Below are 13,736 nucleotides of genomic sequence, written 5' to 3' on the forward strand. Positions count from 1 at the left end.
AATGGCTTTCCTTATCTATCAACGCATGGAGAAGGTGAAATCATCCCGTAAGTCTGCAAAGATAGGTATGAACATAATTTTTTTAGGTTACCCATACAACAATAAGCGGAGGAAGTATGTCGACCAAGTCGGCTAAGGCATCGTCCAAAAAGAAGTCTCAGAAGTCTGCCAAGTCTGAGGTGGAGGATGCGAGCGAGCTACGCCTGCGTGAGATTGCTCGTGAGATGGAGAGCGGTACGCAGCTGAAGGAGCAGACTCCGTTGTGGTACCGCGTGATTATGTTCTCGCTGTTGACGGTGGGCATTCTGTGGATTATTGTTTTCTACATTACGCAGGGCCTGTTTCCGATTCCTGATATGGGTATGTGGAATGTGAGTGTTGGTGTGGGCGCCATGATGGCGAGCATGCTGATGATGACTCGCTGGCGTTAGATCTTATATAGAGGCGGCCGTCCCGTGTGGGGTAGCCGCCTCTGTATGTGTCTTGGGGTATTGAGAGTTTTATTACCCGGTTCTTATATTCTTATATAAACATATAATCTAGTCAGACTTATATTTTTAATATTTTGGGTTAAGTTTAGCATCATGAACCAAGGAATCCTTTAGTAGATTAGGTCGCCTCGTGCCGCTTCGTGGACGCGCCTGGTTACGGTCTCCATGACGGGGGAGTTGATGTTCCAGCGCTGCCAGTAGAGAGGGAATTCTACAGGGGTTGTGGCGAGCTTCACGAGGTGTCCGCTTTCCAGTTCTTCGGCGCATTGCGCCTCAGGAATGAGGCCCCAGGCAATACCGGAGCTGACGGCACGTGCATAGTCCGGAGATGAGGGAATATAGATGGTGGGACTTTGGATGAAGGTTTCTTCGGCCTCCAGACCTACCTCTTTTTCAATGAGGGCTCGTGCTATATCCTGCACAAAGTCTTTACGGTCATATTCGACAACGGGGGCACGATTGAGCTCTTCGCGGCTCATGGTCTTGGGCCAACCGGGTAGATAACGCTGTACGTAGTCGGGGGTGGCAACGCACCAGTAGCGTGCCACGCCGAGGGTTTCGACGGAGCAGCCGGGGATTTTTTCGGGCTTAGAAGTGATGACTGCCATGACTTCTCCGGATCGGAGCATGGCGGATGAGTGGAATTCGCCTTCTCGTCGCAGATCACAGAAGATGCTGTCTTCGTGGCTGAGGGTTCCTACGGCGTCGATGAACCAGGTGGCGAGTGAGTCAGCGTTGACGGCAATGGAGACGCTCTGGAAGCCACCGGCACCCATGAGCTCGCGTTCCATTTCTTGCTGTAGGAATGCGCTCTGCCGGGCGATGCGTAGCACGCTTTGTCCGGCGTCGGTAGGGGTGACGGGGTTACTTCGGCGTAGCAGGACCTTTCCGGCAATCTGCTCCATAGCTTTGATGCGTTGGGAGATGGCGGAGGGGCTCACTCGCAGGATATCTGCCGCCGCGTCGAAGGTGCCGTATTCGATGACGGTGGCGAAGGTGGTGAGCTGGTCGGTACTGAAACGTGTCATAAGAATATCTTACGCAATGTGAAAATATTTAGATAGATTTAGGGTCCTTTTTCGCGTATTCTCGTCTCTGGCACTTCACACTTCCGCTAACGCACTTTATCCCTGCATCACGAGCTTTCGCCTGGCAAGCTGTTATTAGAAGGAGCCACCACCCGCAATATCCACAAAGCCCGTACCGTTTTATCGACATAGAAAGTTTCACAATGTCCACTTCCCTGTCCCTGCTGTTTCTGGGTGCTACTACCACGATTTCTTTGGTGGCGGCTATTGGCGCCCAGGGAACTTATGTGCTGCGTCAGGGTATTTTGGGGCGGCATATTACCCCGATTATTATTTTCTGCATTCTGTCGGATGCTCTGATGATTGGCTTGGGCGTTGTGGGCCTGGGCGCTCTATTGGATGCGGCGCCGTGGTTTATTGAGGTATTCCGTTATGTGGGTGCGGTATTTTTGGCGTGGTTTGGTTTTGAGGCTGGCCGCCGCGTGTTTACTCCGCACTCCATCGTGGTCGATGATGCCGAGGGTAATTCTCAGTCGTTGAAGGCGGCTATGCTGACCACGACGGCGGTGACATATTTGAATCCGCTGGCGTGGCTGGATACAACTATTCTTTTGGGGTCACTGGCGAATGCTCAGGGCGATCCTGGCCGTTGGTGGTACTACCTGGGCTGTTGCTGCGGTAGCCTGATCTGGTTTTTGATGCTGGGGTATGGTTCGCGTCTGTTGCGTCCGCTCTTTGCGCGCCCTTCAGCGTGGCGTTTTTTGGACGGTGCGACGGCTCTTCTGATGGCGTACCTGGTGTTCAACCTGCTGACGTTGAACCTATCTACCCATTAGCTTTTACCCCCTGACCTGCTTCTTTATACTTTGCCAACCTCTTTTTTGGTGCTCTTCTCCTCTTCGAAGGGTAAGAGCACTTCGTTTTTGGGCATGATGAGCAGACCCAAGTAGATATCGCGAATGATCAGGATGTGCTTAATCCGCTCAATCATGGGCTTGAGGAAGCTTCGGGCGTACTTTTCGTCGCTACTGGTGGTTGCAACGAAGCTGAGCCCGGAGAACACGGCAACGATCATGGACACCTTGATAACAACGGCGTTGATATTGGTGTCTACGCTGAGGATTTTGAGGTGTTCAGGTTTGACGGTCATCCAGGATTCGATGGTGATATCGCTGATGGCGATGGATAAGAATCCCATGAAGAATCCGAAGACGAGTAGCATGAAGAGGGTCGCCTGGATAATCTGCCCAATCATGGGGATGATGATGAGGTTGCTCCAGGGCGCGATTTTGAGGGGTCGGTGTTCGAGGATTTTCTTCTCTTCGACCCAGTCTTGGGGCGGTGTTCCAGATTTCGCCTTCGAGGGCTGCGGCATGCTCGTAGTCACTGTCGCTAAAGTGTGCAATGTCCATCGTCCCTGTAGCGCCCCAGCAGGCGCGCTGTGCGCTCCAGGGAGGTCGTAACGACCACGAACATGGCGAGTAGTCCCATGAGGCCCAGAACCGCCCAGGTGCGCGGGAAGCTGAGTCTGTTGGCAAGCTTCCAGAGGTCTGCGTTCACGAAGATGAAGAGTACAGACACCATGAGCACGGGCAGTACTTTCGCAATCATGGGCGGCAGAGAGGCAAGCTGGTGGATGGCGTGCTTGAGCGACCAGCCGAGTATAGTATCTACGTCCAGGAAGATGGCGAGGTAGATTCCGATAACAATAAGCGGGAAGACTTGGCCACCGTCGTAGACTAAGTCGAAACCTTCAAGAGCATTGGTTTCGAAGATGCTTGTGGTGAAGAGTATTCCGGTTGCGAGTACTTTGAAAGACCCCAGGGTGGTTTGTGCCCATCGTGGGGTGCGGACCATGAGCTTGTGGGTTAGAGCGATGAGCACCCCGGAGATGACCGGCATAACGAGGAAAATCCCGCCGAGTACGATCATTGAGAGTACTTCGTTTCTGAGGGCGTTATCGCTTGTGAGAGCTTTGATGTAGTCCGGTAGGGAGCCATTCGCGTCCTCTACTAGCATGAGGATAATGTCGCGCAGGAAGATATAGCAGATGTGCATGATACCAGCCCACAGGATCCACGGCACGGAGCGTGGGAACGCATCGAGAGCACGTTGACATGCAGGAATGATGAGGGGTGCACCCTGTTTACGGAACCATATATTACTCTGCTTCAGCATGTCGGCCCTAGTGTAGTGCTGAGTGGTGTAATGCTGAGATTGCACCGCTTCTGCAGTGGCTTTAGCACGCAGTCGCGCCCAGATAGGGCGTGCGTCCTTCTACTGCGGGATGTTCTGGTCCTGTGTACTCATGACATACCACTCTACAGGGTGAGATCTCTCTTTTACTCGCGAGTACCTATATTTCTTCCTTCTGGAGTTCTGCCCCAATAAAGCGGCTATAGGCACCCATGAGTAGCACAGCTGCTTCTTCGTGTTCCTCGTAGATACCTAGCTCCTCGTCTTCACTACCCGTGTATGTGCCGCTACTAATTTCGAGCAGGGATAACGGTCCTTCTGCGGTCTCCGGGGCTAGAGCATCCAGGATGAAGCTCAGGGTTTCTTCTGATTCTTCAGCTACTCCCATGAGTCGCCCCATGTGTGTACCCGGGTAGGGTGCGATCGTGAGGACGTCTTCGTTCTCGCATTGGACAATACGTGCCACAGGAACTATATCCCCGTCTGCGGTCTCTTCGAGCAGTAGCTCAGTAGAGAGATCGATATGGCTCTCCTCGCTCTGTAGGAGCTGTCTGGGCCACCAGAGATGGATGTATTCGGTCAGCGCTGCCCAGGCTTCGTGAGGCTCCAGCGTGCTCTCTACGTAGAGGGCTGCCGCTCGTTCTTCACCGTTGTGTTGGCGCTGCTGATCGACTGGCTCTGGTGCGTGGGAAAACATGGGGTAGTGCATGGTTCTACTCTATCCCAGTGTGTCTGTGGAGAGCATTCTTTCTTGTAGACAAAGCTTCGTAGACAAGCCTCTGAGGACATAAAAAAGGGGCAGACCCGTATGGATCTGCCCCTTTTTAGCTTTAGCTGTTAAAGCAAAAGAGCCCACGCAAGCGCGGCTCTTTTTATTGCCTATTGGATTATTATCCAAAAACCATACAGTGAACGCAAACAACAAACAACTTCCTGAAAAGTAAGCCTTCAGCCTATTAGTACCAGTCAACTCCACGAGTCTTCAGTCCTCGCTTCCATACCCGGCCTATCAACCTCATCATCTATAAGGAGCCTCACACACCAAAAAGTGCCAGGAAATCTCATCTCGAAACAGGCTTCCCGCTTAGATGCTTTCAGCGGTTATCCCTCCCGAACGTAGCCAATCAGCCATGCACCTGGCGGTACAACTGACATACCAGAGGTTCGTCCGTCCCGGTCCTCTCGTACTAAGGACAGCCTTTCTCAAATTTCCAACGCGCGCAGCGGATAGGGACCGAACTGTCTCACGACGTTCTGAACCCAGCTCGCGTACCGCTTTAATGGGCGAACAGCCCAACCCTTGGGACCGACTCCAGCCCCAGGATGCGACGAGCCGACATCGAGGTGCCAAACCATGCCGTCGATATGGACTCTTGGGCAAGATCAGCCTGTTATCCCCGAGGTACCTTTTATCCGTTGAGCGACGGCCGTTCCACAACGTACCGCCGGATCACTAGTCCCGACTTTCGTCCCTGCTCGACCTGCCAGTCTCACAGTCAAGCTCCCTTGTGCACTTACACTCAACACCTGATTGCCAACCAGGCTGAGGGAACCTTTGGGCGCCTCCGTTACACTTTAGGAGGCAACCGCCCCAGTTAAACTACCCATCAGGCACTGTCCCTGAACCAGATCATGGCCCGAAGTTAGACATCCAGATTGACCAGAGTGGTATTTCAACAACGACTCCACACAAACTAGCGTCCATGCTTCACAGTCTCCCACCTATCCTACACAAGCCAAACCAAACACCAATACCAAACTATAGTAAAGGTCACGGGGTCTTTCCGTCCTGCTGCGCGAAACGAGCATCTTTACTCGTACTGCAATTTCGCCGAGTTCATGGTTGAGACAGTAGGGAAGTCGTTACTCCATTCGTGCAGGTCGGAACTTACCCGACAAGGAATTTCGCTACCTTAGGATGGTTATAGTTACCACCGCCGTTTACTGGGGCTTAAATTCTCAGCTTCGCCACAAAGGCTAACCAATCCTCTTAACCTTCCAGCACCGGGCAGGAGTCAGTCCGTATACATCGTCTTACGACTTCGCACGGACCTGTGTTTTTGATAAACAGTCGCTTCCCCCTGGTCTCTGCGACCCATACACGCTCCGGGCAGCAAGTACCCATCACGCTCAAGGTCCCCCTTCTCCCGAAGTTACGGGGGCATTTTGCCGAGTTCCTTAACCATGATTCTCTCGATCGCCTTAGTATTCTCTACCTGATCACCTGTGTCGGTTTAGGGTACGGGCGGCTAAAACCTCACGCCGATGCTTTTCTCGGCAGCATAGGATCACCAAATCCCCCAAAAACAGGGTCCCATCACGTCTCAGGCACACAGCCGGCGCATTTAACAACCGACAACCCTACACGCTTAGACCACGACAACCATCGCGTGGCTTGGCTACCTTCCTGCGTCACACCTGTTAACACGTTTACCTCCAAAGATCGGGCCCCACAACCCACACAACACACAAACAAAAGCCTGCACATCATGCTTCGCATGGTTAGCATCACAATATCAGTATGGGCGGTTTTTCACCGGTACGGGAATATCAACCCGTTATCCATCGACTACGCCTGTCGGCCTCGCCTTAGGCCCCGACTAACCCAGGGCAGATTAACTTGACCCTGGAACCCTTGATCATCCGGCGGATGAGTTTCTCACTCATCTTTCGCTACTCATGCCTGCATTCTCACTCGCATAGCCTCCACCACTGGTTTACACCGCAGCTTCACCGGCCACACGACGCTCCCCTACCCAACAATCCAAAAAGATCATTGCCACAACTTCGGCGGTGTACTTGAGCCCCGCTACATTATCGGCGCAGAATCACTTGACCAGTGAGCTGTTACGCACTCTTTCAAGGATGGCTGCTTCTAAGCCAACCTCCTGGTTGTCTAAGCAACTCCACATCCTTTCCCACTTAGCACACGCTTAGGGGCCTTAGTTGGTGGTCTGGGCTGTTTCCCTCTCGACAATGAAGCTTATCCCCCACTGTCTCACTGCTACGCTCTCACTTACCGGCATTCGGAGTTTAGCTGACGTCAGTAACCCGTGAAGGCCCATCGGCCATCCAGTAGCTCTACCTCCGGCAAGAAACACGCAACGCTGCACCTAAATGCATTTCGGGGAGAACCAGCTATCACAGAGTTTGATTGGCCTTTCACCCCTATCCACAGCTCATCCCCTCCATTTTCAACTGAAGTGGGTTCGGTCCTCCACGACGTCTTACCGTCGCTTCAACCTGGCCATGGATAGATCACTCCGCTTCGGGTCTAGGTCATGCCACTCAAACGCCCTATTCAGACTCGCTTTCGCTACGGATACCCCACACGGGTTAACCTCGCGACATAACACTAACTCGCAGGCTCATTCTTCAAAAGGCACGCTGTCACCCCAAAAGGCTCCAACGGCTTGTAAGCACACGGTTTCAGGTACTATTTCACTCCCCTCCCGGGGTACTTTTCACCATTCCCTCACGGTACTGATTCACTATCGGTCACTAAGAAGTATTTAGACTTACCAGGTGGTCCTGGCAGATTCACACGAGATTCCACGAGCCCCGTGCTACTCGGGTGGCCACACCACGGACAGAACAATTTCGATTACGGGACTCTCACCCTCTACGGCCGACCATTCCAAGTCGTTCACCTACCATCCTGAACATCATGCCGGCAGCCAGTTAGAACTGCCACTGTGACTCCCACAACCCCCATGATGCAACGCCTAACCGCTATCACACACCACAGGTTTAGTCTCTTCCGCTTTCGCTCGCCACTACTCACAGAATCATTACATTATTTTCTCTTCCTGCGGGTACTGAGATGTTTCACTTCCCCGCGTTCCCCCCAACCAGCCTATACATTCAGCTGGTGGTAACTCACCATGAAGATGAGCCAGGTTTCCCCATTCGGAAATCCTCGGATCACAGCCCAGTTATCGGCTCCCCGAGGCTTATCGCAGATTCACACGTCCTTCATCGGCTCTTAATGCCAAGGCATCCACCGTGTGCCCTTAATAACTTACACACAATCAAGAAAAATAAGAATCTAAAATCAACAATCAAACCAACACAAAAGCATTGATTCAACGCAAATTCCAGAAGATGCTCGCGTCCACTATATAGTTCTCAAACAACAACCCACAACACAACAACAACACAAGAAAACAAATTCTCACATCATCACCATGCCAGGCAAACAAAGGAACAACACACATGTGTTACCCCAAAACCCAACAATGCGCCTCATCCAACCCAAAACCAATATTCCACCCATGAGCAAAACCACCCACCCGACACTCGCGGATAGTATGGCCAACTAAATGTGCTCCTTAGAAAGGAGGTGATCCAGCCGCACCTTCCGGTACGGCTACCTTGTTACGACTTAGTCCCAATCGCCAATCCCACCTTAGACGGCTCCCTCCCAAAAGGGTTAGGCCACCGGCTTTGGGTGTTACCAACTTTCGTGACTTGACGGGCGGTGTGTACAAGGCCCGGGAACGTATTCACCGCAGCGTTGCTGATCTGCGATTACTAGCGACTCCGACTTCATGGGGTCGAGTTGCAGACCCCAATCCGAACTGAGACCGGCTTTTAGGGATTAGCTCCACCTCACAGTATCGCAACCCTCTGTACCGGCCATTGTAGCATGCGTGAAGCCCAAGACATAAGGGGCATGATGATTTGACGTCATCCCCACCTTCCTCCGAGTTGACCCCGGCAGTCTCCTATGAGTCCCCACCATAACGTGCTGGCAACATAGAACGAGGGTTGCGCTCGTTGCGGGACTTAACCCAACATCTCACGACACGAGCTGACGACAACCATGCACCACCTGTATACCAGCCCCGAAGGGAAACACCATCTCTGATGCGGTCCAGTATATGTCAAGCCTTGGTAAGGTTCTTCGCGTTGCATCGAATTAATCCGCATGCTCCGCCGCTTGTGCGGGCCCCCGTCAATTTCTTTGAGTTTTAGCCTTGCGGCCGTACTCCCCAGGCGGGGCACTTAATGCGTTAGCTACGGCGCGGAAAACGTGGAATGTTCCCCACACCTAGTGCCCAACGTTTACGGCATGGACTACCAGGGTATCTAATCCTGTTCGCTCCCCATGCTTTCGCTTCTCAGCGTCAGTTACAGCCCAGAGACCTGCCTTCGCCATCGGTGTTCCTCCTGATATCTGCGCATTCCACCGCTACACCAGGAATTCCAGTCTCCCCTACTGCACTCTAGTCTGCCCGTACCCACTGCAATACACGGAGTTAAGCTCCGGCCTTTCACAGCAGACGCGACAAACCGCCTACAAGCTCTTTACGCCCAATAATTCCGGACAACGCTCGCGCCCTACGTATTACCGCGGCTGCTGGCACGTAGTTAGCCGGCGCTTTCTCTGCAGGTACCGTCAATCTCTCTTCTTCCCTGCTAACAGAGGTTTACAACCCGAAGGCCGTCATCCCTCACGCGGCGTCGCTGCATCAGGCTTGCGCCCATTGTGCAATATTCCCCACTGCTGCCTCCCGTAGGAGTCTGGGCCGTGTCTCAGTCCCAGTGTGGCCGGTCACCCTCTCAGGCCGGCTACCCGTCGTCGCCTTGGTGAGCCGTTACCTCACCAACAAGCTGATAGGCCGTGAGCCCATCTATAACCACTACATAACGCTTTCCACCAACACCCCATGCGGAGATTGGTCGTATCCGGTATTAGACCCAGTTTCCCAGGCTTATCCCAGAGTTAAAGGTAGGTTACTCACGTATTACTCACCCGTTCGCCACTAATCCACCTAGCAAGCTAGGCTTCATCGTTCGACTTGCATGTGTTAAGCACGCCGCCAGCGTTCGTCCTGAGCCAGAATCAAACTCTCCGTTGAAAAAATAGAAAAGCTTGATAATCTGATCTCAAACAGCGAATCACACACGGGGGTGCGTGACTCAAGCTGACTAAATTTGAAACCATTTGATGATTATCAAATATAAATAAATATTTGGTATTAGTTTCAGTTTCAACCACCATAATGGTGATTTTATTGAACAAAGCACACTATTGAGTTCTCAAGCAACACACCGATTCAACACCTCAACTTACTATTTCAAGCAAGCCTTACCGTTGAACGGTCATTCATGTTATTTCATGATCACCGCGTTCCCGCGGCAACCCAATCAACTATACCAGCGTTTTGTTTGTCATGCAAATCCGTTTTCCGTGATTCACACCACAAAGTTTCTTTCCTAAACTCTTCCACCATCACCAACAAAGCAACCCGGATTTCCTTCAAGCAAGAAACCAAAACACTATACAATTGAAAGTCATTCAACCGCTTCCGACTAGGAGAAACACCGAAGAAGTTCTTCGTTTTTTCCTCCTCGCCGCGGCGACTCATACAACTATACAGACGCCTAAACACCCATGCAACCTAAAAAAGGGTGAAGTAGACCACAAACATGGCGTTGTAAGGGTCTAAACCACCCTTCCAGAGACTAAACTACCTAGTCAAAGTATTTTATGGGTGCTAGAAAATCTTTAAAAAACTTCTAAAAAACCTTATAACCACAGAAGAAACCACTCAAACCCTCGCAGAATACCCTCCAGCGCCCCTCTGCAGCCCCTATTCCCATACCCTGCGCTTGATTCCTAACTCTGCATTTGGGCGCCCATACCTATAGATACGAAAAGCCCCTCCCCTTCCATCCTGCAAGGAATAGAAGAAGAGGGGTGCAGCTACAGAGTGCTGAAGCTTAGTACTGAGGCGGTTAGTGCTGAGCTGATTAGTACTGGGGAGGCGCATCATTCGCCATATTGTTAAAGCGCGAGTACTTACCGCTAAACGCCAACGGAATAGTACGAGTCGGACCACCACGGTGCTTAGCAATAATCATATCCGCCTCACCCACGCGATCACTCTCCGGGTTATACATATCCTCACGATGCAGCAGAATCACCATATCCGCATCCTGCTCAATAGAACCCGACTCACGCAAATCCGAAACCATCGGACGCTTATCAGTACGCTGCTCCGAACCACGGTTCAACTGAGACAGCGCAATCACCGGAACGTCCAACTCCTTAGCCAACAGCTTCAGGCTACGAGAAAACTCCGAAACCTCCTGCTGACGCGACTCAACTTTCTTACCCGAACTCATCAGCTGCAGGTAGTCCAGCACCACAAGCTTTAAATCATTACGCTGTTTGAGGCGACGGCACTTCGCGCGAATCTCCATCAGAGTCATATTCGGCGAATCATCAATAAAGAGAGGAGCAGAATCAATGCGCCCCTGCAGAGTCGCCAGGTTCGTCCAACCCTCAGTATCCAAATCCCCCTTCTTCAGGCGACCCATCGAAATCTTGCCCTCCGCAGAGAGAATACGCATCGCCAACTCAGTACGACTCATCTCCAGCGAGAAAAACACAGTCGTCATCTGATGATGAATAGAGGCAGAACGAGCAATATCAAGGGCCAGAGTCGACTTACCCACACCCGGACGAGCCGCAATAACAATCATCTGGCCACCGTGCAGACCACCGGTCAGCTCATCAAACTCAATAAAGTCAGTCGGTACACCGTACACGCCATCGGGGCGGTTCGAGTTCGCATCAATCTCGTTGATGGTCTCCTCCAACGCCTCAGAGAAAGATACATAGTCTTCCTTCGCGTTACCATCAGTCACCGCATAAATCTCAGCCTGCGCCTGATCCACCAAAGTATCGACCTCAGTCTCATTGGCGTAACCCAGCTGAGCGATCTTCGTACCCGCTTCAATCAGGCGGCGCATAATCGCGTGCTCCTTAACAATCTCAGCGTAATACTGAGCGTTAGCAGCAGTTGGAACTGACGCAATCAGGGTATGAATATAGGACGCACCGCCCACACGAGTCAGCTCACCACGCTTCTTCAGCTCATCAGCAACCGTAATCACATCCGCAGGGCTACCGTGACCGTAAAGAGAAAGAATCGCCTCATAAATCGTCTCGTGCGCCGGCTTATAGAAATCAGACGCACGCAGGCTCTCAACCACATCAGCAATAGCGTCCTTCGACAGCAGCATGCCACCGAGCACCGACTGCTCAGCCACATCATCATGAGGCATAGTGCGGGAACCATAATCAATGGCAGTTTCAGACATGCTTATCCTCGCGTTTCAATCCAATATCTACGACGTTCCAGAAACATTTTCTGCTGAACTCCTATGCTAGTTTCTCACGAAGGCACACGCGAAACACATACACGCCTAATGGGTAGCGCGCAGATAATCCTCAATCTTCTCAACAGCGAGCGCCGCGCCATCCATAGTGCGCATTGCCTCGCCCAGCTGCCGTGCCTTAGCGCATGCCCTCATCGCTGAGCAGACGTGACTGCCTCACAAAAACCAGGCCACTGCTATGTGCCTAGTAGATCCCTCGATATCAGAGTCGAGGGCACTAGTCATGAAAGCAGGTCTCGGACCATGTTTAAGTTTCTCTCTCTCCTTGTATTGCATGCCCTCTCGCATCTGGTGGCGGTGCTGCTACTACACACCTATAGTATGTCGCTGCCTGTAACACACACCATGGTACTTGAGTACCTGCGAGTATCAGCAGTGCTGTACTACTACAGGCTCGCCGGTACGGTGTCGTGGGCGTATATGGGTGGGGGTGGTGCGGCACTCGGAGGCTGTGGTGCAAGCTGATGCTGGGTGAGTGTCTGCTACTGGTGCAGTATCCAGTGCTGATGCTGGTACTAGTGCTCAGCGCCGTAGTCACTGCGGGACTGAGGTACTGTGTACTAGTATGCCTGGTGAGAGCAGGCTAGCGAATGAAAACGGAGCCTCAGTATTCCCCCGCATAACGAGGAATACTAAGGCTCCGTTTCGCTGTATAAGCTTCTCTTACTTCTTACGCAGAATCATGCCGATAGCGCCAATATGGTCGGCATGGCGGCGGAACACACCGCGCATACCCAACACGCGCTCACGAATCTGCGGCTTACGCACCAGATTGAACGCAATCTTCGCAACGCCAGCGGGACCTTCATCAGCCAGTAGACGCTTCGGCTCCAGCAGAGCCATATCGGTCTGGTACACATCCAGCACCTCAAAGCCAGCCTCTTCCGCCAGAGCAGTCCACTCGGCAACAGTCAGCGGGCGGGCATTCACGCGGATAGTACGCGCCAAATCCTTCTGGATCTCTTCCTTCAACTCGGGGCGCAGGTAATCGGGAACCAGCGACATCTCGTGAATAGCGTAGTAGCCGCCCGGACGCAGCAGACGAGCCGCCTCACGCATAATCTCCAGCTTGTGCTTATCGGTCTGCATGGTCAGCATCGCCTCGCCCACCACGGCGTCGTAGCTCTCCGAGGGCAGACCGGTCTCCTGGGCACTAGCATTCACCACACGGTAGTTCGGCTTAGTCGATGCACCAATACGCTCGGTCACGATTTCAGCAGCCTTGGGATCAAGATCCACACCGGTGTAGCTCTTGGGGGAACGCTTCACAATCTCCAAGGCGGTAATACCCAGGCCCGGCGCAAACTCCACGACGTCAATGTCACCACCCAGAGCGCGAGCCAGCAGCCTATTGGTGGTCTCGCGGCCACCGGGGCGCAGAACCTTCTTGCCCAGCTGAGCCAGAAGCCAGTGACCGGCAGCCTTTTCAGCGGGGCGGTCGGTACCGGGAACGGAAGGGGTCTTAGACACGGAAGACAACTCCTAAATACTTGTATTTAATATGCAAAATTTATCTTTCCCAATTCTAGACCCGCACGGCGCCTAAAAGAAAGACGAATCCACGAAAGTTTTGGACGCACGACCCGACAACCTTCAGAAAGCCAGGGCAGCAACACTGCTTCCCTCTGTCATCCAGGTGGTTAAAACAGAAACTGGAGCTGGACCTCTCAGTCCAACCCCAGTCTCATCACACACACATACATACGAAAATCAGAGCCACTTCCGCAAGGGAAGTCCAACTTTCTGATGGTCCTCTCGAACCATCTATATAAAGTATTACGCGTAAACCTTTATTCCCTGTAGGTTAAAGCTGCAAGAAAGCTGGGAA

The 13,736-nt window shown here is 52.4% G+C and carries 8 protein-coding genes and 2 rRNA genes; 2 read left to right on the forward strand and 8 right to left on the reverse strand.

Going from position 1 to position 13,736, the window contains the following annotated elements:
- Nucleotides 1–116: 116 nt before the first annotated feature.
- A complete protein-coding gene (locus tag QFX07_RS08420; RefSeq protein WP_279755212.1) occupies nt 117–431 on the forward strand; it encodes a cell division protein CrgA in 315 nt (104 codons plus the stop codon).
- Nucleotides 432–601: 170 nt separating this feature from the next.
- Here the strand turns inward: QFX07_RS08420 and QFX07_RS08425 are convergent, their stop codons facing one another.
- Nucleotides 602–1,519 carry a LysR family transcriptional regulator ArgP gene (locus QFX07_RS08425; protein WP_279755213.1) on the reverse strand — a complete coding sequence of 306 codons (918 nt, stop codon included), beginning with the start codon at nt 1,517–1,519 and terminating at the stop codon, nt 602–604.
- Nucleotides 1,520–1,722: 203 nt separating this feature from the next.
- On the opposite strand from QFX07_RS08425, the gene QFX07_RS08430 reads away from it, so the two are divergent.
- Nucleotides 1,723–2,355 carry a LysE/ArgO family amino acid transporter gene (locus QFX07_RS08430; RefSeq protein ID WP_279755214.1) on the forward strand — a complete coding sequence of 211 codons (633 nt, stop codon included), beginning with the start codon at nt 1,723–1,725 and terminating at the stop codon, nt 2,353–2,355.
- 23 nt (nt 2,356–2,378) lie between these two features.
- Here the strand turns inward: QFX07_RS08430 and QFX07_RS08435 are convergent, their stop codons facing one another.
- From QFX07_RS08435 to QFX07_RS08465, 7 genes are all read right to left on the reverse strand, one after another.
- A complete protein-coding gene (locus QFX07_RS08435; protein ID WP_279755215.1) occupies nt 2,379–2,906 on the reverse strand; it encodes a hypothetical protein in 528 nt (175 codons plus the stop codon).
- 5 nt (nt 2,907–2,911) lie between these two features.
- The gene (locus tag QFX07_RS08440; RefSeq protein WP_279755216.1) at nt 2,912–3,697 is read right to left on the reverse strand and encodes a D-mannonate dehydratase; all 786 of its coding nucleotides are present in this window, start codon (nt 3,695–3,697) and stop codon (nt 2,912–2,914) included.
- Between the two features lie 178 nt (nt 3,698–3,875).
- The gene (locus QFX07_RS08445; protein WP_279755217.1) at nt 3,876–4,412 is read right to left on the reverse strand and encodes a GTPase; all 537 of its coding nucleotides are present in this window, start codon (nt 4,410–4,412) and stop codon (nt 3,876–3,878) included.
- Nucleotides 4,413–4,651: 239 nt separating this feature from the next.
- Nucleotides 4,652–7,742 (reverse strand): 23S ribosomal RNA (locus tag QFX07_RS08450).
- A 308-nt stretch (nt 7,743–8,050) separates the two neighbouring features.
- Nucleotides 8,051–9,579, reverse strand: a 16S ribosomal RNA gene (locus tag QFX07_RS08455).
- The 16S and 23S rRNA genes sit together here, the layout of an rRNA operon.
- 895 nt (nt 9,580–10,474) lie before the next feature.
- Nucleotides 10,475–11,830, reverse strand: coding sequence for a replicative DNA helicase (dnaB, locus tag QFX07_RS08460; RefSeq protein WP_279741978.1), 1,356 nt, complete (start codon nt 11,828–11,830; stop codon nt 10,475–10,477).
- Nucleotides 11,831–12,571: 741 nt separating this feature from the next.
- Complete coding sequence (locus tag QFX07_RS08465; RefSeq protein ID WP_279754398.1) at nt 12,572–13,378, reverse strand: class I SAM-dependent methyltransferase; 807 nt, start codon at nt 13,376–13,378, stop codon at nt 12,572–12,574.
- Nucleotides 13,379–13,736 lie beyond the last annotated feature (358 nt).

The organism is Rothia similimucilaginosa (assembly GCF_029850985.2).
Classification (GTDB): Bacteria; Actinomycetota; Actinomycetes; order Actinomycetales; family Micrococcaceae; genus Rothia.